Raw genomic sequence first — 26,508 nt, forward strand, 5'->3', positions numbered from 1 at the left:
GACGGCTGGCAGGACATGCCCCTGACCGAAGCCGCCCAGACCGTGCAGGTGTCGGCGTACCCCGACCACTACGCCCAGTGGGAACAACAAGCCGCCGACCTCGTCACCCAACACTGGACCAGCTGACCCCACCCACACACACCAAACCGCTGGCCGGCACCCGTGGGTGCCGGCCAGCGGTTTCGTAGTCCCACAGCCAGCAGACGATCGAACGCCCGGGCGACGGCCCGTCAGGACGACCGTGCCCGGAGAGGACATCGAGCCTGACCGCCGGAGTGGGGCACGGCCGGCCCGAGCGAACAGACCTCAGGTGGCGCTGATGGTTCCGGTCAGTAGCAGGGCCAGAACCAGCGTGCCGACCGCCACCCGGTAGAGCACGAAAACGTACAGGGTGTGATGCGCGACGTAACGCAGCAACCAGGCGATAGCCGCGTAGCCGACACCGAACGCGATGAGCGTCGCGACGACCATCTGCGCGATCGTCGGCACCGAGGTGCCGGGTGCCGCCGGTTCGAAGACGTCGCCCAGGCTGAAGATTCCCGACATCACCACCGCCGGGATGGCCAACAGGAACGAGTAACGGGCCGCGGTCTCCCGGGTCAAGCTCAGGAAGAGACCGAAGGTGAGTGTCGCGCCGGACCGGGACACACCGGGGATGAGTGCCAGCGCCTGAGCGAAACCCATCACCACACCGTCGCGCATCCGGAAGTCCCGCAGAGTCCGGGTCTGCCGGCCCCAGTACTCGGCGAAAGCGAGCACGAAGGCGAACACGATCAGGGTGGTGGCCACCACCCACAGGTTGCGGGCGGTCTCCCGAATCTGGTCCTTGAGCAGGTAGCCGAAGAAGCCGATCGGGATCGACCCGACGATCACGTACCAGCCCATGCGATAGTCCAGGCTGGAACGGACCGACCTGTCCCAGATCCCGACGACCCAGGTCCGGCCGATACGCCAGATATCCCTGGCGAAGTAGAGCAGCACCGCCGCCTCGGTACCCAGCTGGGTGACCGCGGTGAAGGAGGCGCCGGCGTCCTGATCGAAGAAGATCGCCGAAGTGATTCGCAGGTGCCCCGACGAACTGACCGGAAGGAACTCCGTCAGGCCCTGGACGATGCCCAGGACGATGGCTTCGATCCAGGTCACTCCCCGACTCCCGAGAGTTCCAGCGCCTCGGCAGCCGTCCGCAGCGTACGCACACCGGTGTCGGGGTCCGCGGTGAAGAGCGTCACCGACAGGGTGGTCACCCCCGCCTCTGCGTACTCGCGCATCCGCTCGGCGATCCGCTCCTTCGGCCCGAGCAGCGAGGTCCGGTCGATGAACTCCATCGGCACGGCGGCTGCAGCGTCACGCTGCCGCTTGGCCAGGTAGAGTTCCTGCACCTCGCGGGCGGCGTCGCCGTAGCCCATCCGGGTGGCCAGCTGGTTGTAGAAGTTCTGCTGACGACTGCCCATGCCACCGACATACAGCGCCGCGTACCAGCGGACCAGCTCGGCGCAGGAGTTCACGTCGTCGCCGACGACGACCGGCACCGAAGGCACCACATCGAAACCCGCCAGCTCCTTGCCGGCTCTGACCCGACCCGCCCGCACCGCCGCGAGCTGCTCCTGAGCGAAATCGGGGGCGTAGAACACCGCCAACCAGCCATCGGCGATCTCCCCGGCAAGTTCCAGGTTCTTGGGGCCCACCGCGGCCAGATAGATCGGGATGTGCTCGCGTGGCGGGTGGAAGCCCAGCCGCAGGGCCTTGCCGGGCCCATCGGGCAGCGGCAGCGTGTAGAAGTCACCGTCGTAGGCGACCTCTTTACGGCCCACCGCCAGCTTGACGATGTCCACGTACTCCCGGGTCCGGGCCAGTGGCTTGCCGAAGCGTACGCCGTGCCAGCCCTCGGAGACCTGCGGGCCCGACACTCCCAGGCCGAGCCGGAACCGTCCCCCGGAGAGCGAGTCGATCGTGGCTGCGGTCATCGCGGTCATCGCGGGCGTCCGGGCGGGGATCTGCATCACCGCGCTGCCGACGTCGATTCGCTGGGTCTGCCCGGCCATCCAGGCCAGCATGCTCGGCGAGTCGGAGCCGTACGCCTCCGCCGCCCAGACCACCGAGTAGCCGAGCCGGTCTGCCTCCTGAGCCAGCGCCAGGTGATCGGCTGGCGTGCTCCACGCTGTCTGGTATCCGAGGTTTAGCCCGAGTCGCACAGAGTCCTCCCCCATCCGCAGTCGCATCAGGTTACGCGGTGGGGGTCGCCCGGACGATCACCGGCTCACCCCGATCTGCGGGCAGACTCGACGAGAGCGAGGATATCCGTCCCGCCGTGGTTCGAAATAAGGTTCACCCATGCAGCAGCGACCGCTCGGCCGCAGCGGGCTGGCGGTTTCCCGGCTCGCACTCGGCACCATGACCTGGGGCCGAGACACCGACGCCGACGACGCGGCCGCGCAGTTGAAGAGCTACCTCGACGCCGGCGGCAACCTGGTCGACACCGCCGACGTCTACGGCGACGGCGACGCCGAGTCGGTGATCGGCTCGCTGCTGGGCAGCCTGGTGCCGCGCGAGGAACTGTTGATCGCGACGAAAGCGGGTCTTCGGCCGGGCGGTGCCCGGCGTCGCGACGGCTCCCGGGGGCACCTGCTGCGCTCCCTCGACGCCTCGCTACTGCGGCTCGGCACCGACCATGTCGACCTGTTCCAGGTGCACGGCTACGACCCACAGACCCCGCTGGAGGAAACGCTCGCCGCGTTGGATCACGCGGTGGCCAGTGGCCGGGCCCGCTACGTCGGCGTGTCGAACTTCTCCGGCTGGCAGACCGCCCGGGCTGCGGCCTGGCAGGCGGCCTGGCCGGGGCGGGCTCCGGTGATGGCGGCGCAGGTGGAGTACTCACTGCTGGAGCGGGGGGTGGAGCGGGAGGTGCTGCCCGCCTGCGAGGCGCTCGGGTTGGGCGTGCTGCCCTGGTCGCCGCTGGGTCGAGGCGTGTTGACCGGCAAGTACCGGCACGGTCGACCGGCCGACTCCCGGGCGGTGTCGCCGCACTTCGAGCGTTTCGTCGCCACCTACCTGGAGCCACGCTGCTCCAGCATCGTGGAGGCGGTGGTCACCGCCGCCGGTGGCCTCGGCGTATCCCCGCTGGAAGTGGCGCTGGCCTGGATCCGGGATCGACCGGGCGTCACCGCGCCGATCCTCGGCGCACGCACCTCGGGACAGCTACTGGGTGCGCTCCAGGTGGAACGGATGACCCTGCCGGACGAGATCACCACGGCGCTCGACGACGTGTCGGCGTTGGAGGTCGGCTACCCGGAGCGTGCGGGTTGAGCATCACCCGCCGAAGGGTGGCGCTTCAAGGCCCGGGCTGGGCAGCATAGGCCCCATGGACTACGAATACGCGCCGCTACGGTTACCGCCGAACGTCGACCGGTTGACAGCTGCGGCGCAGCTGGCGATCCAGGCGGAGTTCTCCGGCTGGGAACTGGCCCGGGTGCGGCTGTTCCGCGACGGCACACGCCAGGTGGTGCTCCGCCGTCGACGGGTCAACCAGCCACAACCAGGGCTGTCGTACTGACCGTCGCAGAGCCCGGACCTGACAGCCGTTCCCTCACCGGACGTCGCCCGGTGGACGCCGACCCGGTCGGACGGCCCCGGCCAGGTGCTGGTGCCGGTAGCGGCACCAGCACCAGCACGCCGTTTCGAGCCAGCTGTGCTGTCAGCTCGACAGCGAGCAGACGGCGGCCATCAGGAGAAGCGGACTGTCCCCGCGGTACGGAGGGACCACCCCGTCAGTGCACACGGTCGTGTTCGTCGTCGAGTTCCAGAAACGGGTGCTCGTCGAGGCGGCCGACCAAGCGGTCGTCGACGCCCGGCTGGAACGGGCCGACCGGATCGTCGTCGGCGAACGCCTCCAAATCGACCGGGGTGCCGACCTCGCTGACCATCACCACACCGTCGAGCGGTTCCAGCTCCGGTACGTCGAGCGCACCGAGCGAGCCGTCGCCGCTCTGCAACAACTCCAGCACCGCCTCACCGACACCCTCTACCGGCGGCACCTCCTCGTCGCCGGGTAGGCCCTCGCGACGGGCCGCCTCGGCGACCCGGATCAGTGCGGAGACGCTGGGCACCCGGTAGTCACGCCGCTGGCGGACCGAGATCACCTGCGGGTGCGGATCTGTCGGCTCGACGCCCTCACCACCGGCGAACCGCTGATCGGCCTCGTCCGGATCGATGGACTCCACGTCCCATGGGGTGACCTCACCGAAGGCGTCCATGAGTTGCTCGTCGTAGGCGAACGACGCGTTGTTGAGCGCGACGTACGCCTGCCAGACGTCGTCGTCGTCGATCCGGCCCTGCGCGGCCCGGACGGCAGCCAGGTGGTGGCGGGCCGCTTCGATCACGCGCTCGAGGGCGGCGTCCAGCTCACCATGCTGGTCGGTCATGTGAGGCGTCCCCTTCACGAAGGATTCAGGATGTCGCGTCCGTCCCGACGAACGCGGACTGGCAGGTCCGGCGTCCAACCGGACGCCGGCTAACAGGTACGCAGGAACCGGTCGAGAACCCGCACGCCGAACTGTAGTCCGTCCACCGGTACCCGCTCGTCGATGCCGTGGAACAGCGCCGAGAAGTTCAGGTCGGCCGGCAGCCGCAGCGGTGCGAACCCGAAGCAGCGGATGCCCAGTTGCGCGAAGGCCTTCGCGTCGGTGCCGCCGGAGAGCATGTACGGCACCGGCCGGGCTCCCGGGTCCTCGGCCCGTAGTGCGGCGGCCATGGCCGCGACCAGCTCGCCGTCGAAGGTGGTTTCCAGCGCCGGCTGTCGTTGGACGTACTCGATGGCGATGTCCGGGCCGACCAGCTCGCGCAGTTGCCGTTCCAGCAGCTCCGACTGTCCGGGCAGACTGCGGCAGTCGATGGTGGCGCTGGCCCGGCCGGGGATGACGTTGTCCTTGTAGCCGGCGGCGAGGCGGGTGGGGTTCGCGGTGTTGCGGATGGTGGCACCGATGATGTTGGCGATCGGGCCGAGTTTGGCGATCGCGGCCTCCGGATCGTCCGGGTCCAGCTCGACCCCGAGCACCTCCGAGACCTCCTCCAGGAAGGCGCGGACGGTGTCGGTGACCACGACCGGGAAGCGGTGCCGGCCGATTCGGGCCACCGCCTCGGCCAGCGCGGTGACCGCGTTGTCGTCGTGCAGCATCGAGCCGTGCCCGGGCCGGCCCTTGGCGTGCAGCCGCAGCCAGTCGATGCCCTTCTGCGCGGTCTCGATGAGGTAGAGCCGCTGCGCCGGATCCACCGTGTAGGAGAAACCGCCGACCTCACCGATGCCCTCGGTGCACCCGTCGAACAGCTCACGGTGCCGGGTGGTCAGGAAATGGGCGCCGTAGTCGCTGCCCGCCTCCTCGTCGGCGGTGTACGCGAGCACGATGTCCCGTGGCGGGCGCACCCCCGTACGCTGCCAGTGCCGCACCACCGCCAGCACCATCGCGTCGAAGTCCTTCATGTCGATGGCGCCCCGGCCCCACAGGTAGCCGTCACGCAACTCACCCGAGAACGGGTGCACCGACCACTCGTCGGCGTCGGCCGGCACGACGTCCAGGTGCCCGTGCACGAGCAGTGCGCCCCGGGACGGGTCCGTACCGGGTATCCGGGCCACCACGTTGGCCCGGCCGGGCGCGGACTCGTGGACGACCGAATCGATGCCGACGTCGGCGAGTTTCTCCGCGACGTACTCCGCGGCGCCGCGCTCACCGGCGCTCGTGTCGTTGTCCCCGGTGTTCGTGGTGTCGATGCGCAGCAGGTCCCGGCACAGCTCGACGACCTCGTCGGTCGGCGCGGGGAGGGCGGCGTGGTCGTCGCTCGTCATCGTGCCTTCATATCAGCCCCGCGTTTCGGTTCGGACGGCTGCGGGTACTGCCCCGCCTGCCCGAGCCCGCCTCGACGTTCCGCCCGCCCGGGAGGCGACCATGTCAGTTCACCTGCCGCCGTTGCCGCCCACCCCCGGGGACGAATACCAGCCGGCCGGGCGCAGCATCGCCGACATCGTCGCCGAGGAACACCGGCAGCTGCTGCACCTGGCCCGGCGGCTGATCGAACCCGGGCCGGACCCGGAGCACGGCCGCGACGTCCTGGTCGCCGCCCTGTCGCGGCATCTCTCCGGGGAGGAGCAGTACCTGCTGCCCGCGGTCCGGCATGCCGTCGAGGGCGCACACCCGCTCGTGGACGAGGTGGTGGCCGGCGATGTCGAACTGCTGCGGGCCCTGCAGGGCCTGACCGACGACGACCTGCCCGACGTGGCCGCCCGGTTGGAGGCGCACGCCCGCACCGTCGACCCGTTGATGCAGCGGCTCTGCACCGCCGCCACCGACGAGGAGCTGATCCGGCTCGGCAACCGCCTCGAAATCGCCGAGGAGGCGGCACCGACCCGACCCCATCCGGCGGTCCCGCACAGCCCGCCGTGGAACCGGATCGTCGAGCCGGCGGTCGGCGTCGTCGACAAGGTTCGGGACGTACTCGCCGGCCGGCAGACCCAGCTGGGTGAGCTGACCGAGCCGCCACCTCGATGAGAGACCCTCGACACGTTCATGGTCGTTGATCGGTCCGGGCACTACCGTCGGCTGCGCCGTGGCCCTACCGTCACACTATGAACCTGGAGTTGCGCCACCTGCGGGTGGTCTGCGCCATCGCGGAGACCGGGAGCGTGACCAAGGCGGCATCGACGCTCGGCCTGGCCCAGCCGGCGCTTACCGCCCAGCTCCAGCGAATCGAACGTAACCTCGGTGGGCCGCTGTTCGACCGGGACCGACGCGGTGCCCGGCCCACCGCCCTCGGCGAGCTGGTCCTCGCCCGCGCCCGGGTGCTCCTGCCGGCGATGAAGGGTCTCCAGGACGAGGCGGCCCGGCTGGCCGGCGCCGGTGACGCCCCCCGCCGGTACCGGTTCGGCGGCGTCAACAGTCCGATCCTCGGCCGGTTGGTGCACCGGCTGACCGCCGAGCAACCGCAGGCGCAGATCAGCACACACGCTTCCTGGTCGGTCGACGAGCTGGCCCAGCTGGTAGCCGGCGGCCGGCTGGACTACGCGCTGACCGGGGTGTGTGGTGATTCCACCCCGTCTGCGGACTACGGACTCAGCTGGCGGGAGGTCGCCGTCGACCCGGTGATGGTGCTGCTGCCCGAGACCCATCCGCTGACCGGGCACGACGAGGTGGACCTGGCCGACCTGCGGCACGAGCAGTGGGTGGCGGCACCGGGCGACGGCTGCTTCGGCGACTGTTTCGCCGCCGCCTGCGCGAGGGCCGGGTTCACCCCTCGGAAGGTGTACGAGGCCGACGTGCGCAGCTGCATCGACCTGGTGGACGCCGGCGAGGCGGTGGCGTTGTGCCAGGCCACGTTCCGGCCGGTCGCCGGTCTGGTCACCCGCCGGCTGGTGGGGACACCGCTGCGCTGGCGGTTGATGCTGGGCTGGCACCCGGAGTCCGCCGCCGCCCGCACTGCCGACCTGGTACTCGACACCGCCCTGATCGCGTACACCGACGCTCTCGCTCCGCATCCGGCGTACCTGGCATGGCTGCTACGCAACCCGGCGTTCGGCGTACGCCGGCCGGCCCCCGTGGTGGCGGCGCACCGGGTGCGAACCGGCTGAGCGCGGGTAATGGGCGGGTATGACCGATCTCTATCCTGCCGCCGACGACCACGAGCTGCTCCGTCAGGCCGCCGCCGCGCACACTGCCGCCGTCCGGGCGTCCGAGGCATTCCTGCGCCGGTTGCCGGTGGTGCCCGACCCGGCCGACCTGGCCGAGTACGCCAACCTGCTGACCCGGGAGGAGCAGACCCGCGCCGACCGGCAGGCCGCCGCGGAAGCCGCCGGGCTGGCCGTCGCCAGTGTCGAAGCCGAGTAGGGCGAAGCCGACGGCGCAGCCGCATGACCGGCGTCCCCGGCGCGGTAGGGCGGCGCCGGGGACGAGAGCACGGGTCAGCGTTCGGCGAGGACGTCGTGGCCCAGGTCGAGCAGTCTGTGCCGCCACTCGTCGTCGGCGTTCCCCCGGTCGGGCCTGACGGCGGTCAGCGAGCGGATCCGCTCGACGGCGTCCCGCATCACCTCGATGTCCTCCGGTGTCAGGTCGACCTTGCGTTTACGCAGCACGGCGAGGATCTGCCGGCCCGGCTCCGGCAGGTTCAGGTCCGGGTCGGGACCGAAGGCGCTCTCCCCGGAGCCCCGGGTCAGCAGCCACTGACGCAGTTGCTCGGACGGCACGTTGACTTGCACGTGGAAGTCCTCCCAGAGCACTTCCACCTCCGGGTCGAGTCGCAGTTCGCGTACCATCAGCCCTCCTCTGCCGGCGGCGACCCGGACGCGTCCGGGAGCCCCTCGTCGGTCTGCCCGCCCAGCCCTTCCGGGGGCACCTGCACCCGGGTGGGATTGGCCGTGGGTGGTGCCAGGATCACCTCGGTCCGCTCGTCTTCGCGGGCTTCGTCCGGTTCGGTCATCAGCGGCCCTTCCGGTCAGCGGGGATGCGAGGTCGTCGCCCGGGCGTGGTCCCGGCCAGCTGACACGTCGAAGGCCAGCCGGTCGTCCCGGGCGTCGACGGTGACCCGCTGACCGGGTGAGACCTGCTGCTCGAGCAGCATCCGGGACAGGTGGTTGTCGACTTCCCGCTGGATCACCCGGCGCAGCGGCCGGGCACCGAACTCCGGCTGGTAGCCGTGCTCGGCGAGCCAGTCGATGCCGGCGGCGGTGAAGTCCACCTCGATGTCCTGGGCGTGCAGCCGGCGACGGGTCTCCTCCAGCAGCAGTTCGGTGATCTGGCGCAGTTGCTCCGCCTCCAGCCGACGGAAGATGATCACCTCGTCGATCCGGTTGAGGAACTCGGGGCGGAAGTTGTCCTGCAACCGGCGCATCAGCCGCTCCCGCAGCTCGTCGCTCTCCTGCCCGGGATCGCCGGCACCGAACCCGACCGCGCGCTGGCTACCGGTGATCAGCTCGGAGCCCAGGTTGCTCGTCATGATCAGGACGGTGTTCTTGAAGTTGACGGTGCGGCCCTGGCTGTCGGTCAGCCGACCGTCGTCGAGTACCTGCAACAGCACGTTGAACACGTCGGGGTGGGCCTTCTCGATCTCGTCGAGCAGCACCACCGCGTACGGGCGGCGACGCACCGCCTCGGTGAGCTGGCCGGCCTCCTCGTACCCCACGTAGCCGGGCGGGGCACCGACCAGGCGACTGACCGTGTGCCGTTCCTGGAACTCGCTCATGTCCACCCGGACCATCCGGTCCGCCGCACCGAACAACGCCTCGGCCAACGCACGGCCCAGTTCGGTCTTGCCGACGCCGGTGGGCCCGAGGAACAGGAAGCTGCCCATCGGACGGTTCGGATCAGCCAGGCCGGTACGGGAGCGACGCACCGCCTCGGCGACCGCGGTGACCGCGTCGTCCTGTCCCACGACCTTCTCGTGCAACTGGCCCTCCAGCCGCAGCAGCCGGTCCCGTTCCTCCTCGGTGAGCTGGCTGGCCGGGATGCCGGTGGCCCGGGACACCACCTCGGCGATCTCCTCGGATCCCACCTGCGGTACCTGGCTGCCGCTGCCGTCGTCGCCCCGGGCCCGGTGCACCTGCCCTTCCAGTTCCGCGACCCGGTCACGCAGCGCGGAGGCGCGTTCGTACTGTTCGTCGGCGACCGCCTGCTCCTTGTCGCGTCGCACCTCCTCGAGCTGCTGTTCCAGGTCGCGCACGTCGGCGTCGGGGGTGCGGGTCCGCAGCCGCACGCGGGCGCCGGCCTGATCGATCAGGTCGATCGCCTTGTCCGGGAGGAACCGGTCGGTCAGATAGCGGTCGGACAGTTCCGCGGCGGTCACCAACGCTTCGTCGGTGAACCGCACCTGGTGGTGCGCCTCGTACCGATCCCGCAGCCCCCGCAGGATGGCCACGGTGTCCTCGACCGTGGGCTCGGGCACGAACACCGGCTGGAAGCGCCGGGCCAACGCGGCGTCCTTCTCGATGCTGCGCCGGTACTCGTCGAGAGTGGTCGCGCCGATCACCCTCAGCTCACCGCGCGCCAGCGCCGGCTTGAGCATGTTGGAGGCGTCCATGCCACCCTCACTGCCTGCGCCGCCTGCGCCGACGAGCGTGTGGATCTCGTCCAGGAAGATGATCAGCTCGTCCCGGTGGGCCCGGATCTCGTCGATCACCTTCTTCAGCCGCTCCTCGAAGTCACCCCGGTAGCGGGTGCCGGCAACGAGCCCGGCCAGGTCCAACTGGATGACCCGCTTGCCGAGCAACGTCTGCGGTACGTCGCCGTCGCAGATCCGCTCCGCCAGGCCCTCGACGATCGCGGTCTTGCCCACGCCGGCCTCCCCGATCAGCACCGGGTTGTTCTTGGTACGCCGCGACAGGATCTCCACCGCCTGCTCGATCTCGTCGGCGCGTCCGATCACCGGGTCGATCTGGTCGTTGCGAGCCAGGTCGGTGAGGTCCTGGCCGTACTGGTCGAGTGTCGGCGTGCCCCGGTCCGGCCGTGGCCCGTTGGCCGGTCCCCGCTCGGCGTTGGCGGCCTGCAGGGACTCCGGTTGGATACGGCCGGCGGCGAGCATCCGACCGGCGGGCGACTCGGGATTCAACGGCAGGGCCATCAGGATGTGCTCCGGCCCGATGTAGTTGGCACCCATCGCCCGGGACAACTGGTGGGCGTCGAGCAGCGCCCGTTTGGCCGCCGGAGTCAGCGACAGGTTCGGCGGTACCTCGCCCTGCGGGGCACCGTCACCACGCCCACCGAGGGCGTTGACCAGGGTGTCCGGGTCCGCGCCCGCCCGCCGGACCAGGTCCTGCAGGGGCTCGCGCTGCAGCGCCGCCCAGAGCAGGTGATCGGTGTCCAGGTCGTTGCTCTTCTTCTGCGCGGCCCGACGCGCCGCGTCGGCGAGCATCTCCCGCGCGTCCGCGGTCATCAGCCGGGTGATGTCCACCCGGTGCGCCGGGCGTCGTCCGCCCTCGCCCCGTCCGAAGTACCGCGCCAGGAACTCGTCCCACGGGTCGGAGCCGAAGTCACCGGGTCCAATCATGTCTGTCCTCCGCGGTCGGGCGCGAGACGGTCGGCACGGGCTACCCAGGCACCGGCCGGACAAACGCCTCGAAGGGCCAACCGGCCGTTGCCGCCACCGGATGGCAGGCTGGGCGGATGGAACCGACACCGCTGCTGATCGTGGACGCTGCCAACGTGGTCGGCTCACGCCCGGACGGCTGGTGGCGCGACCGGGCCGGTGCCACCGCCCGACTGCGGGACACGCTCGTGGCGCTCGGTGGACGGGGTGTGCCGCCGGAGGTGCCGCCCCCCGTCGAGGTGGTGCTGGTGGTGGAGGGCGCGGCCCGCGACGTGCCGGGCGTCGAGGGAGTACGTGTGGTGTCCGCCGCTGGTTCCGGTGACGACGCCGTCGTCGACCTGGTTGCCCGCGCCGGGCAGCGGCGACTGGTGGTGGTGGTGACGGCCGACCGCGAGCTACGAGCCCGGGTCACCGCGTACGGCGCCGAGGTGCGTGGGCCCCGGTGGCTGACCGGCGGTGGTGGCGCCAAGTGAGCATCCATCCACCGGTCCCACGAATCGGACCCGGGGTGCCACCGGTCGACAACGGGTCGGCGGGGCGGGAACACTGACAGGGCACCTGTTCTGTCCCCCACCGGCATAGGCTCTAATGGAGTCCTCCCCGCCCCCAGGAGGTTCCGCGTGGCGAGCGTCGCCGAGCTCAAGGCAGCCATCGATGTCGCACTTCAGCAGATCGGTGACGGTCAGAGCGCCGTGCAGGCGGCCGGCGAGAAACTTGCCGAGGCTCAGCAGACCCTCGCCGGAGCGCTGGAGGGCAGCGGTCACACCACGGTCGAGGCGGCCCAGGCGTCGTTGACCCAGGCCAGCCAGGAGCTGGAGGAGTGCCTCGCCGCGACACTCGTCGCGGTCGAGCAGGCCCAGCAGTACGTCTCGACGCTGTAGGGGCGGGCGTGTCCATCGTCGAGGAGGTCGGCGCTCAGGTTCGCGCCGCCGCCGAGGAGTTGCCGCTGGGCCTGTTGGGGCAGGCGCTGGAGAAGTTCGGGCTGGCCAGCGAACGGTTGCGCTGGGTGCGTCAGGAGTCGGCGAACCCGATGGGGGTGCCGGAGCTGTCCGCCGCCACCGAGCACGCGGAGTCCGCCGGCTACGCGTTGCGGTTGGCCCAGGAGCAGCTGACCACGTATCTCGCGGCGATCGGGCTGGCGCCCGACGGTGCACCACCCCCTGCCGGGCAGCCGCAGCGGCGGCCGGTGCACGACGCGCCGGGCGCGGCCGAACCGGTGGTCGACGCGCCCGAGCCGGTCGGCGAGGTGCGGCTGCGCCGCTGGTGGTCGGTGCGGGTGGCCGAGCTGACCGGCGGCCGGGAGGGCGCTCCCGAGCAACCCGACGAGGGCATCGCCGACGCCCGGGAGCTGCTGCGCCGGGTGGTACGCGGGGTCCGGGCCGGTGACCGCGACCGGCTGCACCGTGACCTGCGCGGCGCACACGCCGACGTGGGGCTCGGCCTGGCCGCTGTGGCCCCGCCGCTGCTGCGGGATCTCGCCGGTGAGCTGCTCGGTCATCCGCCGCGCAGCGACGACCTGGCCCGACTGCACCGCGAACTCGACGGTCGGGTCCGCGACCTGCTCCCCGGGCTGCCGGCCCCGGTGCTGGACACCCTGCTGACCCGGGTCTGCCGGATGCCTCCGCCACGCCGCGGCGAGGGCGAGCAGCCGCACGCCGCCGACCCGGCGGTCACCGCCGGGGTACTCACCGGCGTCCTGCTCGACCGCCTCGGCCGCGACCTGCCGGCCGAGGGCACCGGCGGCCCGGTCGGGGCCCGACCTGACAGCAGCGGGGCCAACGGCGCTGCACCGGCCGGGCGGGACGGCGAGCCGGCTCGCGGCCGGCGGCCGGAGCCCGGTCGGATGCCCGGGCCAGCCGACGGCGGTGATCCGGCGACACCGTGGGCCGCGGCATCGGCCCGGACCACCTCCGGTGCCGGACCGAGCGCCCGGCCGAGGCACGGGATCGATGGCTGACCGGCGCAACCAGCTGGTCACCCGCGTCCGGGAACTGCTCGCCGAGGCACTCGGTGCGGCCCGGGAACGATCGGCCACGGCACACACCACGCTCGGCGTCGCCCGTGAGCGGGCGGTACGGGTGCGACGGGCGGCCGCGGCCGTACCGGAACGGGTCGGCGCCGAACGTGACCGTCGCCTCGCCGAGATCGACTCCCGGCACGCGGCACGGCTGGCGGCGCTGGCCCGGGAAGCGGCCGAGGCCGCGGTCCGGGAGGCGCCCGGCGCGGGTTCGGCGGATTGGTCGCAGTGGCGTCCGACCCCGGCCGACCGGGCCGAAGCGCCGGGCGCGTGCCGGATCGGCACCGTGGAGCTGGCCGCGCCCGAGCCGGTGCCGGCCTTGATGTCGCTGCTCGACTCCGGGCACGTGAAGCTGGACGGCGACGCCGACGGCTGCGCGGCGGTGGTCGCCGCGCTGCTGCTGCGCAGCCTGGGTCGGGCCGCACCGGGCAGCGTACGGCTGATCGGCTACGACCCGGACCGGCTCGGTGGCGGTTTGGCCGGATTCGCCCCGCTGGGTCCGGCGGGACTGCTCACCTTCGTCGGTCCGGGTGGTCTGGGCCGGCTCCTCGACGACCTGGTGGAGCAGATCCGCCGGATCAACGAGACCGTCCTGGCCGGTGAGCACGCCTCGCTGCGCGAGCTGGCTGCCGCGACGGGACGCCGCCCCGAACCGTGGCGGGTCGCGGTGCTGCTCGGCGGCGACGAGGTGTCCCGGCACGAACGCGGCCAACTGGACCGGGTGGTACGTGCCGGCGCGGCCTGTGGCGTACACCTGATCGTGCGGGGGGTGCCGGTGCCCGATGGTCCGGCGGTAACCCGGGTGACGGTGACCGCGGACGGCGCCCGGATCGGTAGCCTGCCGGTGCGGCTCGATCCACCCCCACCGGCTGCCCTGGTCACCCGGACATGCCGGGACATCGCCTCCGTGGTCAGCGCCGGACCGACCCCCACCCCGTTCACCGATCTGCTACCGCCGGTCGACCAGATGTGGCGGGAGGATTCGGCGACCGGTCTCACCGCGCCCATCGGTGAGGGACCGCAGGGCCGCCCGGTGCTGCTCACCCTCGGCGACTATCCACCGCACGCACTGATCGGCGGGCCGTCGGGCACCGGCAAGACCAACCTGATCTTCGCTTGGATCGGGGCTCTCGCGGCCCGCTACTCCCCCACCGAATTGGAGTTCTACCTGCTGGATTTCAAGGAAGGGGTGTCGTTCGCCCGGTTCGCCCAGGGCCGGCGGGACCCGAGCTGGCTGCCGCACATGCGCCTGGTCGGCATCAACGTCAACACCGACCGGGAGTTCGGCCTGGCGCTGCTGCGCTTCCTGGCCGAGGAACTGCGCCGACGGGCGGACGCCGCCAAGAAGCACGAGGTCACCAAGCTGGCTGAGCTGCGCGCGGTGGACCCGACCGGGCACTGGCCCCGCATCGTCGCGGTCGTCGACGAATTCCAGATGCTGCTCGCCGGCCGGGACGCGGTCGCCCGGGACGCGGCCGACCTGCTGGAGGACCTGGCCCGCCGGGGCCGCTCCCAGGGGATCCACCTGGTGCTGGCCTCGCAGGACGTACGCGGCATCGAGGCGTTGTGGGGTCGACCCGCGCTGGTCGCCCAGTTCACCCTGCGGATCGCGCTGCCGAAGGCGCTGCGCATCCTCGCCGAACGCAACGACGCCGCCCAGTCGCTGCCGAAGTTCCACGCGGTGGTCAACGCCGAATCGGGCCTGACCGAAGGTAACCAGGTGGCCCGGATCCCGTCGGCAGGTGACTGGGAGACGTGGAGCGACCTGCAGCACCGGCTGTGGCGGATGCGTCCGGCCGAAGCCGCACCGGCCCGTCTCTTCGACGGCGACGCCGTTCCACGGCTGTCCGACGCGCCCGACTTCCGGGCGCTACGGGCACCGGAGGTCGGAACGCCCCGCGGACCGGTCGCGCTGCTCGGGGAGATCATCGACGTGCAGGCCCGCTCGGCGGCGCTGCGCCTGCCCCGGGCACCGGGGCGCAACCTGGCCGTCCTGGGCACCCGGGTCGACGAGGCGTGCGCGGTACTTGACGCGGCTGCCCGCTCACTGGCACGGCAGCATCGCCCCGGCACTGCCCGCTTCTCGATCGCCTGCCTGGACGCGGACGCCGACCCGGCGGCCCGCGCCCTGTACGAGGATCTCGCCGACGACGCCGCCTGGTACGACGAGGAGACAGTGGCCGAACTGATGGCCGAGACCGCGGAAACGCTGGGTGCGCCCGGCACCACCGGCGCCCCCCACTTTCTGCTGCTGTTCGCCGTCGACGCGGCGGCCGGGACGCTTGCCGCACGCACCGGACGGGCCACCGGGCTGGAGAACCTACGTCGGATCCTGCACGACGGACCCGAGCGGCGCACACACGTGCTGGCCTGGTGGCGCGGGGTGGCCCGGATGCGCGCCGACCTGGGGGGCACGGGCGCCCGTACCGATCAGATCGGCGCATGGGTGGCGCTGGACGCCCACGGCGGCGAGTTGGGCCCGTCGTTGTACCCGGGCAGTGGGGGGCCGGACTGGTATCCCCGCCCGTGGCGTGGGCTGTTCTTCGACCGGGCGGTGCACCGGACCGGGCAGACCATCATCCCCTACGGGCCGGCACGATGAACGAACCGGTCACCAGTCGGACGTACGCGGCGCAGCTGCGTCGGCTCGCCGAGCTGACGACCCGGGTGCGGGAGCAGCGCACGGAGGCGTGGGACTGGTACGAGCAGCAGTGCGCGGCGGCGGACCGGGCGGTGGCCGAGTCCGCCGACGAGGTGCACCGGGCCGAGCAGGAGCTGGCAGCCGCCCGCGACACGCAGGAGCAGGTGGACGCCGAGGTGGCGGTGCTGTGGCAGGAACTGAACAGTCGGCTCGGTGGCGGCGGACGGCGGGCCGGGGCACCACCGGCCCCCGCACCGGAGGCCACCGGCGATCCGCTCGCGCTGCTGGACGGGGTACGCGAGCTGCTACGCCGTACCCGTCAGCCCGGCGAACTGCCGGGCAACGTCAACCCGCTGCTGGCGCTGTGTGGCGTCGGCGGGGCGCTGCTGGCGTACGTGCTGGGTGCCGCCGTCCGCGTCCTCGGTAGCCGCAGCGACGACGACCTGGCTGTCGCCCTGCCGGTGCTGGGCCTGGTGGTGACGCTGCTCGGCCCGGTGCTGGGCCTGATCCCGGCGCGCCTGATCGCCGACCGTCGCCACGCCGTGCTGAGCCCCCGCCCCGTCATCATCGTGGTCATCGCCGGCCTGGCCACCACCCTTCTCCTTCTCGCTCTCCCCTGAGCACTTGTGCCGGCCCGATGAGGAAGTCCCGCCCGGGACCGACCGGGACTGCCTGATCACCGTGGACGGCGGGGCGGCACGTCAGACGTGATGAGGGCGGCTTCACGGAGGAGACGCCTGGTGAGGGTGAGGCGATCGACGTCGGAGTCCAGGCCGGGAAGGTCGCCGACGCGGATTCCCGGGCCGGCGAGCAGGGCTCGGACCGCGGGACCGCACTGCGCGGGCAGAGTGACCGTACGGTCAAACAGGTACAACGCCACCCGTTCGCCCTCGCGGGCCAACTGCCAGCGCAGGCCCGGACGGACCGTGACGACGGTGTCGGCGGTCAGTGCGGAGATCGCGGCGGCCTGGGCCAACGGCCGGATCGGTGCCGGACGTGACGCCGTCCAGGCTCGCCGCCGCAGCCGGTCGGCCACGGCCGCCGGGTCGGCACGCAGCAGCCAATCCCGCAGCGCCTCGACCGTCTCGGCAAGTTCCGGTTCGATGGCGTCCGGGTCGGCCACGTCGATGCCGAACGGCAGGGTCGCCCGCAGTCGCTGGTCCTCGGCGGACAGCGTGAGCAGTTCCTCGACGAGCGCGTACCGGGTCAACGCCCGGACACCGACCGTCAGGTGCAGTGAGTTGGACTCCTGTGCCTGTGCGCTGTGCAGCCAGCCACGCGGCAGGTAGAGCGCGTCACCCGGTTCCAGGACCACGTCCAGTGCGGCCGGGCCCTGTGCGGTCGCGGCGACTTCGTCGGCCCGGCCACCCCACGGTTGCCGTTCCAGGGGGTCGGGCAGCACCGGCGGGTGGATCCGCCAGTGCTTACGGCCGTCGACCTGGAGTACGAAAACGTCGTGGGTGTCGTAGTGGGTGGCGAATCCCTGGCTGTCCGGTGGGGTCAGGTAGGCGTTCACCTGCAACGGCTGCCCGACGGCCAGGCTGAGGTCCCGGGTGAAGTCGACAAGTGCCGGCCAGGTGCGGTGCAGACCCTGCAGGACCAGGGTCGCGCCGTCGGCGTACAACTGGAGGATCTTCTCGTCGAGGACCTGGTCGTCGATCTCGGCGCCGGCACCACCACCGCCGGTGTACCGCGCCGCCGGCAGCACCTGACCGTCCTTGGCCACCCGCAGGAACGGGGTACGCAGGCCACGCCGGCTGAGCAGTTCGTCGGCGTCGGCGGGGCTGAGCAGATCGATGAAGCCGACCGGGTTGGGTAACTCGGCGGCCCGGGACAGCAGTGGGGTACGCCCCCAGTGTGCGGCGGCGAACTTCGCCGCTTCCACGCTGACGCAGCGGGCCAGCGCGGCCGCGGCGGCGATCCGGTCGGCGGGACCGTGCAGGCCGGACAGCGCATCGTCCGGAGACGGAGCCGCCGGGCGGCCGTGGCCGCCCGGCGGGTCGAGATGTGTCATGGTGATCTGTCACCGGGCCGCGCCGTCGGCGCCGCCGTCCTGGTGACCAGGGGTCGCTCCACCGTCGGCCGGCCCCTCGGCGCCACCGTCGGCGCCACCGTCCTGCTGGCCCGGCGTGGCACCACCGTCGGCCGGCCCCTCGGCGCCACCGTCGGCGCCACCGTCCTGCTGGCCCGGCGTGGCACCACCGTCGGCCGGCCCCTCCGCCCCGCCGCTGGTGGTCTGCATGTCGTCGTCGTTGAGTGGCATTGTGCTCCCTCGGATTGACCCGCCCCGCCGCCATCGGTCGGGTGCGTCCTGCCGCCGGTGGTACCCCGCTTTCGATCTTCTAACCCCACCTCGCCCCACGGTAACGGTCTGGACTGTCCGGCATGACCAGTTCACCGCTGCCGGTGCTCCGGCACCTCCGTGGGGGCAGGATGACCACGCCTCGACCCACCCCGGTACAGGGCGGGGCGAGGCGTACCCGATCAGGGCATGATCCGGGCGAGGTCGTCCGGCATGGTGTCCTTGACGTCCTCCCACTCGCCCTGGGTGATGTGCCGGCGCAGGGTGTCCAGCACCACCTGGACCACCCGCTCCGGGCCACCCGCCACGTCGTACGGGAAACCCTGACGCACCTCGTAGAGGAAGTCGTCCCGGTCAAGTTTGATCGGCACGTTCTGCGGCTGCCAGCCGTCGAAGTAGATGCCCCGCACCACGACCGGCAGTTGAGCGGAGAACTCCACGCTCTCCTGCACCGGCATCCGGTCACGTAGCAGGTGCAGAACGGTACGCAACGCGGCGTACGACTGGCTGCGCTGCTCCTTCGGCCACCCGTACGCCTGCTCGATGTCCTTCAGGATCTGCACGGTCTTGTCCATCGAGGACTCGATCGCGGACTGGAACTGCTCAGCCATCTGTCCACCCCCGTGTGTCGGTCTACCACCGTCGGTCGTCGTGACGCCGCGGCGGACCCACCGGCCCGCGTCGACGCCGGATCGGACCGTCGAGCCCGACGGGTGCGACCCGCCGAGGCTGCTCGGGCGCGCCGACAGTACGCAGGACGGTGCTTCGCCGTCGGCGGATCATCACCGGCACGGCCATCGCCAGCCACCTCCGTCGGGTCGATCCCGTGCGGACGTCGCCATGGTGCCGCCCGCTTCGGCAATGCTCCGCACGAGCCAGGTGAGTTGCCCTCACCCGGCCCGGGTGAGCGACCGCCTCGGGGCGGCAGGCAGTGGGACCGGCGGGGCTGCGGCGCGGCCGGACGGGTCAGGCCGCCCGACGCTCGCGCGTCTGCTTGCAGGTGACACAGGCGGTGGCCGACGGGAAGATCTCCAGCCGTTCCACCGGGATCGGTGCGGTGCAGCCCTCGCAGAAGCCGTAGGTGCCCTCGGCGAGCCGGGCGAGGGCGTGCTCGTACTGAGCGCGTCGATCAAGGATGGTCCGCAGCAGCGACTGTGCGGTGTCCCGCTCGGCCGTCTTGGTGCCGCTGTCGGCCTGGTCGTCGCCAGCGGTGTCGCCGACCTCGACCAACCGCAGCACCTGGCTCTGCTGCACCGCCTGCTGGTACTCCTCGGTCAGCTCGTCGTGACGGGCCTGCAGGGAGAGCCGAATCTGATCGATCTCCGCCTGGGGTCGACCCGTGGCGACCGTGTCGTGGACGAGCATCGCTGCCTGCCTTTCCTGGGCCTCATGGTCCGCGCGGGCTTGGTCGGTCCGCACCCGGTCGTACCGCCCGAGCCATCACACCCGGGCGCTGTGAGCCCCGCGTTTACCCTCGTTGTCGGCGGCTCAAACCGGCCCGTCGAGGCATTCCACGAGCGCCGGGCGATGCGGGTCGTCGACCCGGACCAGCACGTCGGCGAAGGTGGCGGGGGCGACCTCGGCGGCGTACCTGTCGAACGCGGGCAGGGTCCAGGCCAGCTGCGGCTCGGTGCGCCGGTGCAGCGCGGCGGCCGACATCTCCAGGTGTACGACGACGTCGAAGGTCAGCCCACCACCGAGCAGGAACGCGCCGCTGACCAGCACCACCGCGCCGACCGGCAGGTCCACGTAGGCGGCCCGGCTGGCCCGGTCCGCCCGGGCGTCCCAGAGTGAGGGCAGCACCCTGCCCGGCCCGGCCGGCCCTGCCGGTTCCAGCACCTCCCGACGTAGACCGGCTTCGTCCGTCCAGCTCTCGTAGTAGGCGTCCGGGTTGGTCCGGCCCCGTTCCAGACGCAGCGAGGCGGGCCGCAGGAAGTCCTCGGCACGCACGTGCAGCGCCGGGTGTCCGAGGGCACGCAGAGGATCGACGAGGGCGTCGGCCAGGTGGTCGGGGTGCGCGGCCGGGGCACCGTCCACCGCGACCCGGAGCCGTCTCGACGACGCGGCACCGGCCAACCGTTCGGCCAGTTCGTGCACGAGCAGTGCAGGTGAGATGGGACGCACACGCATGTCGCCATGGTGCCCGACCCCGGTCGCACGCCCGGAGCGTGTGCCGGCCCTCGACGGTCGGCCGAGGCTCGGCAGGGTCAACCGGCGTGGTCGAGGGTGACCCGGGCGTCGTCGGCCAGCCGGTAGCCGACGCCGTAGACGGTGGTGACCAGCGGAACGTCCACACCGACCTTGCCGCGGAGTCGCCGCACATGCACATCGACCGTACGCACGCCGGCGTGCTCGTAGCCCCAGACGGCGTTGAGCAGCTGGAGCCGGGTGAAGACCCGCCGGGGGTTCGCGACCAGGTGCAGCAGCAGGTCGAACTCCAGCCGGGTCAGCGGCAACGGCTCACCGTCGCGCAGCACCGACCGGGACGACGCCAGGATGTGCAGGGCGGGGATGGCGGGTGCGAGTTGCCGTGCCGGGGCGCGACCCGCCGGCACGGTCTCACCTCGGCGTTCCGGCACGACCGGACCGACGGTGGTGATGGTGCCCTCTCCTCGCTCCAGCATCTCCCGTGCCGCGTCGAGCAGTCGACGGGCCGCGGGGGTCAGCGACTCGTCGCACGCCAGCGGGATGGAGAGGGTGACGGTGAGCACAGGAGCGGCGATGGTGGCGGGACGACGCTGACCGCCGGGAGGTCGACCGGGCACCGGGGGTTGGGACGTATGCCATCCGGCGCGCGACGAGGCGGGGCTGACCGACATGGTCCTCCTTGGCTGGTCCGGGTGTTCCCCACGGCCCCGGGACGCCGCTCTATCGATGCTTCCCGGCGCCAGTTCGAGGGTCAAGGGGCGACTGCGTTGCATGAATGTGACAATTGACCGACACAACGGAGCCGTCCGCTCGCTCTGCGTACGAGCCAGTTGATTACAGCAGAGTCGCCCCGTTGACCTGATACGGGGGTGGTCGACACCGATCGCCGCCTTCGGGTCGAGTTGCCCCTACCTGCCCCGACGTCGACTGTTCGCGCTCCCACGCTCACGACCGTCACGCGAACGGGACAGCGGTGTGCACGAAGATCGATGGTAGGTCGGTGGGCGCAGGGAGAGCGGTCGAGGCGACTAGCCTGGACCGGTGAGCGACGAACTCGACGCCGAAACCCTGGAATTCGCGCACCGAATGTTCGACCTGGCGCGTGACGGCGCGACCACCGAACTCGCCGCATACGTCGACGCGGGACTACCGGTCGACCTGACCAACCAGAAGGGTGACAGCCTGCTGATCCTGGCGGCGTACCACGCCCGCCCGGAGACGGTCCGCGCGCTGCTCGACCGGGGCGCCGACCATTCCCGCGCCAACGACCGGGGGCAGACGGCGCTGGCCGCGGCCGTGTTCCGCAGCAACGCCGAGGCGGTGCGCGCACTGCTCGACGCGGGCGCCGACCCCGACGGCGGAAGTCCGTCGGCGGTGGCCACCGCCGAGTTCTTCGACCTGCCCGAGATGCTCACCCTCCTACGCTCCGGCTAGGACTGTCCGGCACCGTTCACCGGGCCGCCGGATCCGAACCGGTGACCCCGGCGGCACCGGACACCGCGCCGGCTCGAGCCTCGATGAGGAAACGGCGGGCATGGGCGACGAAGCGGCCCTCGACCCGGATCCGATCGTGCAGGCGCCGCAGTGCCTGTCGATGAGCCGCCACGGTGAAGCCAGGCACCGTCCAGGTCACCTTCCGCAGGAACCAGACCACCGCGCCGATGTCGTGGAAGACCGTCCGCAGCGTCGCCTGACGCAGATCCACCACGGTCAGGCCGGCCGCCCCGGCAGCGGCCACCGCGTGCTCCGGATGGCGGTGCGCCGGCGGCGGTAGCGGGCCGAGGATCGCCTCGCTGAGCTCGCGCACCGTCCCCGGTCCGATCTGTTGGGACAGGAACGTACCGCCCGGACGTAGCACCCTCGCCACCTCGGGCCAGTCGGTGCGCACCGGATGTCGGCTCACCACCAGGTCGAAGACCGAGTCACGGAACGGCAGTGGTCCAGCACCGCCGACCGCCACCACGCTCGCCCCGAGTGCAGACAGGTTCGCCCGCGCCACCGACACGTTAGGCGGCCACGCCTCGGTGGCGACAAGCAGCGGAGGTGGGTGCGGCACCTCGGCCAGCACCTCACCCCCGCCGGTGTCGATGTCCAGTGCCGCGTCGGCGCCCGCCATCCACGCCGCCACCAGCCGGGAGTAGCCCCAGGGTGGACGTTCCTCCGTGGCCCGCCCGGCAAGCCAGTCGAACGCCCACCCGTCGACGGGGGCGGCGGCCCCCTCAGCGACCAGACACTCGAAATCCGACTCCCGAGACACGGCGACAGCGTGTCCCGAACGGAACCATTCCAGCAATGCGTTATCCGACGTCGTCCCGCTCAGCGCCGAACGCCGGGGACGTGGCAGAGCCACCACCCGGGCGCGAGTCGACTACTACGGACCGGGACGTACGACCTCGATTCTGGGGGCGTCGAGACCGCGTACGACCTCCACGCCTGTCACCTCGGGCCGGATGGCCTCGAACTGGCGCATCAGCCGTGCGCCGAGCTGGACGCCCACCCCACCGACAGCGAGCGCGAGCACCTCGACGGCCAGCAGCGCCGGGGTCGCACCCCGATTCGTCGCGTCCGCCCGGACCAGGGAGGAGAGCAGAAAGAGTCCGGCCATACCGGCGTTCACGACGTTGAAGTTGATGGCAGTGTGGCGGGTGTCGTCCGCAGGCACGTCCCACAGGTCGACCAGCCCGGCCACCGTGGCCAGGGCGGCCGTCACCAGCGCGGCCACCGCCGTCCAGTAACCGACCTCGCCGAGGAAGACCGGACCACCGACCACGTCGGCGGAGTCGAAGATGACGGCACAGACGAAGAGCCCGTACGGAAAGGTCACTAGCATCGGTTGGATGGGGTGTCCCTGCACCCGCAGCCGGCTCTGCATCTGCTCCCCCTGGATAGGTTCAGTCCATCGGTCCAGGTTGCTACCCGGGGGCCACCCGGGCGAAACGACACGCCCCGGTCAGTTGTCCCGGGGCCGGGAGACCGTGCTGACGAGTCGCTCCGCCACCTCCCGCAGCGAGATGGACAACGACGACGCCGCGCTGCGCAGCACGTCGAGGGCATCCTCGGCCGGACAGCCGCGCTGGGTCATGACGACTCCGACGGCCTGACCGATCACGCCGTCGTTGAGCACGGCGATGTCCTGCTGCACCGCCAACACGGCACGCTTCTCCCGTTCGCGTACCGCCGCGAGCAGCAGGCCGGCGTGTTCGGCGAGCAGCATCGCGGTCAACTCGTGCCCAGGAGTCAACGCGTCGGGTTCGGCGGCGTACAGGTTCACCGCACCGATCACCTGTTCGTCGACGTCGACGGGCGCCGAGATGACCCCGCTCACGCCCAGTTCCCGGGCTCGGGGCGTCCACTGCGGCCAACGCGGTTCGGCGCCGAGTGCGTGCGCACCGACCATCTCCCGGCGCCGGATCGCCTCCATCGCCGGGGTGTCCGGCCCGTGCCGCAGGTCGTCCAGGCAATCGAGGCGGGCATCGGAGGCAGCCACGCCAGCCGGCTCACCGGCCCGCAGTGCGGTGAATCCGCACCAGTCGACGCCGGCGAGGGCGTCCCTGGTGATCCGGACCAGCACGGACAGCGCCGTGTCGAAATCGTTGACGGCGATCAGTCCGGCGGTCAACTCCCGCAGCAGGGCGGCCGTCTCCAACACACCGAGCGTCTTCGCAGGCGGGGTGGGCGTCTCCAGGTTCACCGGCCCGCGACCCCCGTACTCCCCGTAAGCGCCCTCACCCGTCTCCTCCTCGGCTCGGCTCCCACGTCGGAACCGCCCTCGACAACACGATCCGCACCCCTACCCACCCCAACCCCGGTCAAAACTACGCAAACCGGGACCCCTCTTCGCGTACGGACACGGTCGAAGGGGCACCCGACCGGCTCAGTCAGCGGGAACCCGCCCCGCTGAGCCGCCTACCGACCGAGGCGATCAGCCGGTCCAACTCGGAGCCGAACGGGTTGTCGTGCACGAGGTACGTCCACGTGGCGCTCGGACGGACCAACTCAGCCGCGTCCGGCTCCCAGTCCTCGTCGAACTCCGTCTCGGCGAAGGTCGCGAGGGTCCGCGCCTCGATCGCCGGGACCAGTTCGGTGAACGCCGGCACCGCGGCCCGATGGAACTCGTCGAGCGGATCGAGTCGCCCCAGGGCCCGCAGGTGCACACCCTCCCGGACCTCGGACAGTTCGGCCAGGTGCGACGCCCACAACCGGTCGAGGTGGTAGAGGGCAATGGACCGCGCCACCCTGGCCAGCAGGTCCTCGTCCATCTCGCCGGCCTTCTCCGGCATCTTGTCCAGCAGCATCAGAGCCGCGACGTCGCTGGTGAGCAACCGCTCGCGCCGTTCGGCGAGGGCCTTGCGCTGCTGCTCGATGACCACGCTGTAGCGCCAGGTGTTGCGGTGGATCTCGTGGTTCACCCCCTCCGCGACCCGCTGGGCGTGCTCCACGGCGTAGTCCACCTGTGGATCGGTGACCAGGCCGTCGGCGTTCATCCGGGGCGACGGTGGCACGGTGTCGCCGGCGTGACGGACGACGAGGTCGTCCTCCAGGCTGACGAAGAAGACCGACCCACCCGGGTCGCCCTGGCGACCGGCCCGACCGCGCAACTGGTCGTCGACGCGCCGACTGTCGTGCCGGCCGCTGCCGATCACGTAGAGGCCACCCAGGTCGGCCACCCGTTCCCGGTCTGCCTGGTCACTGCCGCCCAGCCGGATGTCCACGCCCCGGCCAGCCATCTGGGTGGAGACGGTCACCGCGCCGTACGCGCCGGCCTCGGCGATGATCGCTGCTTCCTCGTCGTCGTTCTTCGCGTTGAGCACCACGCAGGGCACCCCGGCGGCATCCAGCCCGGCCGCCAACTGCTCGGACTCCTTGACGTCGAGTGTGCCGACCAGCACCGGGCGCCCGTCGGCGTGACAGCGCCGGATCTCGTCGACGAGTGCCTCGTCCTTCTCCGCCCGCGTGGCGTAGATGCGATCCAGCTCGTCGACCCGTACGCACGGGGTGTTCGGCGGGATCACCGCCACCTCCAGCCCGAAGAACTCCCGCAGCTGGTCACCGACGAGTACCGCAGTGGCGGTCATACCACACACCATCGGATAGAGCCCCACGTAGGCCTGCACGGCGATGGTGCCCAGCACCTCGCCCTCGGCGGAGGCGTCGAGCCCCTCCTTGGCCTCGACCGCCGCCTGGAGCCCGTCGGGCCACCGGCGGCGCTGGGCTACCCGCCCCCGCATCTCGTCGATCAGCTCGACCGTGCCGTCCCGGACGATGTAGTCCACATCCCGGTGCAGCAGGGCGTGCGCGTGCAGCGCCACGTTCACCGCGGAGAGCTGCCCGACGTTCTCCTCGTCGTACAGGTCGATGCCGAGTTTGGCCTCGACGGCGGCCAGGCCCCCGGAGGTGAAGGCCACGCTGCGGCCGTCCTCGGCAACCGTGAAGTGCCGCCCCTTGCGCAGGCCGCGTACCAACGTGGCGGCGGCGTGCACCGGGTCCTGCTCGCCGGGCACCGAGCCGGCAAGGACCATCGGCACGCGGGCCTCGTCGATGAGGATCGAGTCGGCCTCGTCGACGATCGCGGTACGCAGTGGGCGTTGCACCCGGTCCTCGATGTCGGTGACGAGTTGGTCGCGGAGGAAGTCGAAGCCGGCCTCGCTCACCGAGACGTAGGTGACGTCGCAGGCGTACGCGGCGCGCCGCTCGATCGGGGTGGACGCCTCGTTGACCCAGCCGACGGTGAGGCCGAGCAGGGTGTAGATCGGCTCCATCCACTGGGCGTCACGGCGGGCCAGGTAGTCGTTGACGGTGAGCACGTGCACCGGCCCGTTTCCGAGCCGGACGTGCCCGTAGGCGGCGATCGCCGCGGTGAGCGTCTTGCCCTCGCCGGTTGCCATCTCGGCGACCTTGCCGGAGAGCAGCGACATGGCTCCGAGCAGCTGGACGTCATACGGGCGCTGGTCGATGCCCCGGCGGGCCGCCTCGCGGCCCAGCGCGCAGATTTCCTCGTAGCTGGACGCCGCAGCCGCCGCCTCGGTGAGTTCGGCGTCGTCGAACGCTGAGATCTCCTGCTCGCGCGCCTCGATGACCGGCAGCAGCTTCTCCAGCGGGGCCAGATCGACCGTGGTCCCCGGGCGCTGGAGGAACCGGCGGAACCTGGTCTTCAACCGTTGCGACACACCCATGAGCCGCAACGGTACGCGACCGGACCGATCTTGACCGTCCCGCCTGCCCGTCCGGATCCCGGCACGCGCCCCTACCATTCCCCGCGAAAGGTGACCACCAGCACATAAGGGTGACCGGAAGCAAGGTCACGGAAATCGGACTGGCCGATGACGCGCAATCAAGGGTTCA

At 71.6% G+C, this 26,508-nt stretch carries 28 protein-coding genes; 11 read left to right on the forward strand and 17 right to left on the reverse strand.

The genetic code is table 11. The features are described from left to right. Positions 1–306: 306 nt before the first annotated feature. Positions 307–1,143 carry an undecaprenyl-diphosphate phosphatase gene (locus tag HCA58_RS14790; RefSeq protein WP_169598413.1) on the reverse strand — a complete coding sequence of 279 codons (837 nt, stop codon included), beginning with the start codon at positions 1,141–1,143 and terminating at the stop codon, positions 307–309. Continuing rightward, positions 1,140–2,192, reverse strand: coding sequence for an LLM class F420-dependent oxidoreductase (locus tag HCA58_RS14795; RefSeq protein ID WP_169598414.1), 1,053 nt, complete (start codon positions 2,190–2,192; stop codon positions 1,140–1,142). Before HCA58_RS14795 ends, HCA58_RS14790 begins: the two co-directional genes overlap by 4 nt. Positions 2,193–2,331: 139 nt before the next feature. Between HCA58_RS14795 and HCA58_RS14800 the strand changes: the two genes are divergently transcribed. Together HCA58_RS14800 and HCA58_RS14805 are read left to right on the forward strand one after the other, a co-directional pair. Then, on the forward strand, positions 2,332–3,303 hold the full coding sequence (locus HCA58_RS14800) for an aldo/keto reductase (RefSeq protein WP_169598415.1): 972 nt from the start codon (positions 2,332–2,334) through the stop codon (positions 3,301–3,303). 55 nt (positions 3,304–3,358) lie between these two features. Then, the gene (locus HCA58_RS14805; protein WP_053655860.1) at positions 3,359–3,550 is read left to right on the forward strand and encodes a DUF5703 family protein; all 192 of its coding nucleotides are present in this window, start codon (positions 3,359–3,361) and stop codon (positions 3,548–3,550) included. Between the two features lie 214 nt (positions 3,551–3,764). Here the strand turns inward: HCA58_RS14805 and HCA58_RS14810 are convergent, their stop codons facing one another. Together HCA58_RS14810 and HCA58_RS14815 are read right to left on the reverse strand one after the other, a co-directional pair. Then, entirely contained in the window at positions 3,765–4,418 is a 654-nt protein-coding gene (locus HCA58_RS14810) for a hypothetical protein (protein ID WP_169598416.1), read from the reverse strand. Between the two features lie 89 nt (positions 4,419–4,507). Next, positions 4,508–5,836 carry a M20/M25/M40 family metallo-hydrolase gene (locus HCA58_RS14815; RefSeq protein WP_169598417.1) on the reverse strand — a complete coding sequence of 443 codons (1,329 nt, stop codon included), beginning with the start codon at positions 5,834–5,836 and terminating at the stop codon, positions 4,508–4,510. 100 nt (positions 5,837–5,936) lie between these two features. On the opposite strand from HCA58_RS14815, the gene HCA58_RS14820 reads away from it, so the two are divergent. The 3 genes from HCA58_RS14820 (at position 5,937) to HCA58_RS14830 (ending at position 7,868) form a co-directional block, all read left to right on the forward strand. Next, entirely contained in the window at positions 5,937–6,536 is a 600-nt protein-coding gene (locus tag HCA58_RS14820; RefSeq protein ID WP_169598418.1) for a hemerythrin domain-containing protein, read from the forward strand. A gap of 77 nt (positions 6,537–6,613) precedes the next feature. Beyond that, complete coding sequence (locus tag HCA58_RS14825; RefSeq protein ID WP_169598419.1) at positions 6,614–7,612, forward strand: LysR family transcriptional regulator; 999 nt, start codon at positions 6,614–6,616, stop codon at positions 7,610–7,612. Between the two features lie 19 nt (positions 7,613–7,631). Beyond that, complete coding sequence (locus HCA58_RS14830; RefSeq protein ID WP_169598420.1) at positions 7,632–7,868, forward strand: hypothetical protein; 237 nt, start codon at positions 7,632–7,634, stop codon at positions 7,866–7,868. 74 nt (positions 7,869–7,942) lie between these two features. Here HCA58_RS14830 and HCA58_RS14835 read toward each other — a convergent pair whose 3' ends face one another. The 3 genes from HCA58_RS14835 to HCA58_RS14845 are packed head-to-tail and all read right to left on the reverse strand — an operon-like array spanning position 7,943 to position 11,019. Beyond that, on the reverse strand, positions 7,943–8,293 hold the full coding sequence (locus HCA58_RS14835) for a DUF3140 domain-containing protein (RefSeq protein WP_169598421.1): 351 nt from the start codon (positions 8,291–8,293) through the stop codon (positions 7,943–7,945). Next, positions 8,293–8,457 carry a hypothetical protein gene (locus tag HCA58_RS14840; RefSeq protein WP_169598422.1) on the reverse strand — a complete coding sequence of 55 codons (165 nt, stop codon included), beginning with the start codon at positions 8,455–8,457 and terminating at the stop codon, positions 8,293–8,295. The genes HCA58_RS14835 and HCA58_RS14840 overlap by 1 nt, the downstream gene beginning before the upstream one ends. A gap of 15 nt (positions 8,458–8,472) precedes the next feature. Then, positions 8,473–11,019, reverse strand: coding sequence for an ATP-dependent Clp protease ATP-binding subunit (locus HCA58_RS14845; RefSeq protein ID WP_169598423.1), 2,547 nt, complete (start codon positions 11,017–11,019; stop codon positions 8,473–8,475). A gap of 116 nt (positions 11,020–11,135) precedes the next feature. Here HCA58_RS14845 and HCA58_RS14850 point away from each other — a divergent pair, with 116 nt between their 5' ends. From HCA58_RS14850 to HCA58_RS14870, 5 genes are all read left to right on the forward strand, one after another. Continuing rightward, complete coding sequence (locus tag HCA58_RS14850) at positions 11,136–11,531, forward strand: hypothetical protein (RefSeq protein WP_169598424.1); 396 nt, start codon at positions 11,136–11,138, stop codon at positions 11,529–11,531. Between the two features lie 147 nt (positions 11,532–11,678). Further along, a complete protein-coding gene (locus HCA58_RS14855; protein WP_092379879.1) occupies positions 11,679–11,939 on the forward strand; it encodes a hypothetical protein in 261 nt (86 codons plus the stop codon). Positions 11,940–11,947: 8 nt separating this feature from the next. Continuing rightward, on the forward strand, positions 11,948–13,015 hold the full coding sequence (locus tag HCA58_RS14860) for a hypothetical protein (RefSeq protein ID WP_346775994.1): 1,068 nt from the start codon (positions 11,948–11,950) through the stop codon (positions 13,013–13,015). Beyond that, entirely contained in the window at positions 13,008–15,677 is a 2,670-nt protein-coding gene (locus HCA58_RS14865; protein WP_169598425.1) for an FtsK/SpoIIIE domain-containing protein, read from the forward strand. The genes HCA58_RS14860 and HCA58_RS14865 overlap by 8 nt, the downstream gene beginning before the upstream one ends. Next, the gene (locus HCA58_RS14870) at positions 15,674–16,336 is read left to right on the forward strand and encodes a hypothetical protein (protein WP_169598426.1); all 663 of its coding nucleotides are present in this window, start codon (positions 15,674–15,676) and stop codon (positions 16,334–16,336) included. Before HCA58_RS14865 ends, HCA58_RS14870 begins: the two co-directional genes overlap by 4 nt. 56 nt (positions 16,337–16,392) lie before the next feature. Here the strand turns inward: HCA58_RS14870 and HCA58_RS14875 are convergent, their stop codons facing one another. The 6 genes from HCA58_RS14875 to HCA58_RS14900 form a co-directional block, all read right to left on the reverse strand. Next, positions 16,393–17,730: a cupin domain-containing protein gene (locus HCA58_RS14875; protein ID WP_169598427.1), complete on the reverse strand. Its 1,338-nt coding sequence runs from the start codon at positions 17,728–17,730 to the stop codon at positions 16,393–16,395. Between the two features lie 9 nt (positions 17,731–17,739). Beyond that, positions 17,740–17,979, reverse strand: a complete 240-nt coding sequence (locus tag HCA58_RS14880; protein ID WP_169598428.1) for a hypothetical protein — start codon at positions 17,977–17,979, stop codon at positions 17,740–17,742. A 221-nt stretch (positions 17,980–18,200) separates the two neighbouring features. After that, entirely contained in the window at positions 18,201–18,629 is a 429-nt protein-coding gene (locus HCA58_RS14885) for a DUF2267 domain-containing protein (protein ID WP_169598429.1), read from the reverse strand. A gap of 355 nt (positions 18,630–18,984) precedes the next feature. Then, a complete protein-coding gene (locus HCA58_RS14890; protein WP_169598430.1) occupies positions 18,985–19,383 on the reverse strand; it encodes a TraR/DksA C4-type zinc finger protein in 399 nt (132 codons plus the stop codon). A 123-nt stretch (positions 19,384–19,506) separates the two neighbouring features. After that, positions 19,507–20,148 carry a uridine kinase gene (locus HCA58_RS14895; RefSeq protein WP_169598431.1) on the reverse strand — a complete coding sequence of 214 codons (642 nt, stop codon included), beginning with the start codon at positions 20,146–20,148 and terminating at the stop codon, positions 19,507–19,509. 77 nt (positions 20,149–20,225) lie between these two features. Then, positions 20,226–20,837: a winged helix-turn-helix domain-containing protein gene (locus HCA58_RS14900; RefSeq protein ID WP_169598432.1), complete on the reverse strand. Its 612-nt coding sequence runs from the start codon at positions 20,835–20,837 to the stop codon at positions 20,226–20,228. Positions 20,838–21,207: 370 nt separating this feature from the next. On the opposite strand from HCA58_RS14900, the gene HCA58_RS14905 reads away from it, so the two are divergent. Then, entirely contained in the window at positions 21,208–21,600 is a 393-nt protein-coding gene (locus HCA58_RS14905) for an ankyrin repeat domain-containing protein (RefSeq protein WP_169598433.1), read from the forward strand. 16 nt (positions 21,601–21,616) lie between these two features. On the opposite strand, the gene HCA58_RS14910 is transcribed toward HCA58_RS14905, so the two are convergent. The 4 genes from HCA58_RS14910 to secA2 form a co-directional block, all read right to left on the reverse strand. Continuing rightward, complete coding sequence (locus HCA58_RS14910) at positions 21,617–22,423, reverse strand: class I SAM-dependent methyltransferase (protein WP_169598434.1); 807 nt, start codon at positions 22,421–22,423, stop codon at positions 21,617–21,619. A 114-nt stretch (positions 22,424–22,537) separates the two neighbouring features. Continuing rightward, on the reverse strand, positions 22,538–23,038 hold the full coding sequence (locus HCA58_RS14915; protein WP_169598435.1) for a DUF2231 domain-containing protein: 501 nt from the start codon (positions 23,036–23,038) through the stop codon (positions 22,538–22,540). 78 nt (positions 23,039–23,116) lie between these two features. After that, positions 23,117–23,857 (reverse strand): GAF and ANTAR domain-containing protein, encoded by a 741-nt coding sequence (locus HCA58_RS14920; RefSeq protein ID WP_169598436.1) that lies wholly within the window; start codon positions 23,855–23,857, stop codon positions 23,117–23,119. Positions 23,858–24,044: 187 nt separating this feature from the next. After that, complete coding sequence (gene secA2 / locus HCA58_RS14925) at positions 24,045–26,339, reverse strand: accessory Sec system translocase SecA2 (protein WP_169598437.1); 2,295 nt, start codon at positions 26,337–26,339, stop codon at positions 24,045–24,047. Positions 26,340–26,508: the final 169 nt, after the last annotated feature.

Origin of the sequence: Micromonospora sp. HNM0581, from assembly GCF_012726175.1 — a bacterium.
Classification (GTDB): domain Bacteria; phylum Actinomycetota; class Actinomycetes; order Mycobacteriales; family Micromonosporaceae; genus Micromonospora.

Bases quoted from the DNA above. Each gene is read 5' to 3' on its own strand.
- HCA58_RS14840 (WP_169598422.1), bottom strand. From the start codon at position 8,457: ATGACCGAACCGGACGAAGCCCGCGAAGACGAGCGGACCGAGGTGATC.
- HCA58_RS14805 (WP_053655860.1), top strand. From the start codon at position 3,359: ATGGACTACGAATACGCGCCGCTACGGTTACCGCCGAACGTCGACCGG.
- secA2 (WP_169598437.1), bottom strand. From the start codon at position 26,339: ATGGGTGTGTCGCAACGGTTGAAGACCAGGTTCCGCCGGTTCCTCCAG.
- HCA58_RS14815 (WP_169598417.1), bottom strand. From the start codon at position 5,836: ATGACGAGCGACGACCACGCCGCCCTCCCCGCGCCGACCGACGAGGTC.
- HCA58_RS14845 (WP_169598423.1), bottom strand. From the start codon at position 11,019: ATGATTGGACCCGGTGACTTCGGCTCCGACCCGTGGGACGAGTTCCTG.
- HCA58_RS14850 (WP_169598424.1), top strand. From the start codon at position 11,136: ATGGAACCGACACCGCTGCTGATCGTGGACGCTGCCAACGTGGTCGGC.
- HCA58_RS14810 (WP_169598416.1), bottom strand. From the start codon at position 4,418: ATGACCGACCAGCATGGTGAGCTGGACGCCGCCCTCGAGCGCGTGATC.
- HCA58_RS14800 (WP_169598415.1), top strand. From the start codon at position 2,332: ATGCAGCAGCGACCGCTCGGCCGCAGCGGGCTGGCGGTTTCCCGGCTC.
- HCA58_RS14900 (WP_169598432.1), bottom strand. From the start codon at position 20,837: ATGTCGGTCAGCCCCGCCTCGTCGCGCGCCGGATGGCATACGTCCCAA.
- HCA58_RS14890 (WP_169598430.1), bottom strand. From the start codon at position 19,383: ATGCTCGTCCACGACACGGTCGCCACGGGTCGACCCCAGGCGGAGATC.
- HCA58_RS14895 (WP_169598431.1), bottom strand. From the start codon at position 20,148: ATGCGTGTGCGTCCCATCTCACCTGCACTGCTCGTGCACGAACTGGCC.
- HCA58_RS14825 (WP_169598419.1), top strand. From the start codon at position 6,614: ATGAACCTGGAGTTGCGCCACCTGCGGGTGGTCTGCGCCATCGCGGAG.
- HCA58_RS14865 (WP_169598425.1), top strand. From the start codon at position 13,008: ATGGCTGACCGGCGCAACCAGCTGGTCACCCGCGTCCGGGAACTGCTC.
- HCA58_RS14915 (WP_169598435.1), bottom strand. From the start codon at position 23,038: ATGCAGAGCCGGCTGCGGGTGCAGGGACACCCCATCCAACCGATGCTA.
- HCA58_RS14835 (WP_169598421.1), bottom strand. From the start codon at position 8,293: ATGGTACGCGAACTGCGACTCGACCCGGAGGTGGAAGTGCTCTGGGAG.
- HCA58_RS14880 (WP_169598428.1), bottom strand. From the start codon at position 17,979: ATGCCACTCAACGACGACGACATGCAGACCACCAGCGGCGGGGCGGAG.
- HCA58_RS14870 (WP_169598426.1), top strand. From the start codon at position 15,674: ATGAACGAACCGGTCACCAGTCGGACGTACGCGGCGCAGCTGCGTCGG.
- HCA58_RS14875 (WP_169598427.1), bottom strand. From the start codon at position 17,730: ATGACACATCTCGACCCGCCGGGCGGCCACGGCCGCCCGGCGGCTCCG.
- HCA58_RS14885 (WP_169598429.1), bottom strand. From the start codon at position 18,629: ATGGCTGAGCAGTTCCAGTCCGCGATCGAGTCCTCGATGGACAAGACC.
- HCA58_RS14830 (WP_169598420.1), top strand. From the start codon at position 7,632: ATGACCGATCTCTATCCTGCCGCCGACGACCACGAGCTGCTCCGTCAG.
- HCA58_RS14820 (WP_169598418.1), top strand. From the start codon at position 5,937: ATGTCAGTTCACCTGCCGCCGTTGCCGCCCACCCCCGGGGACGAATAC.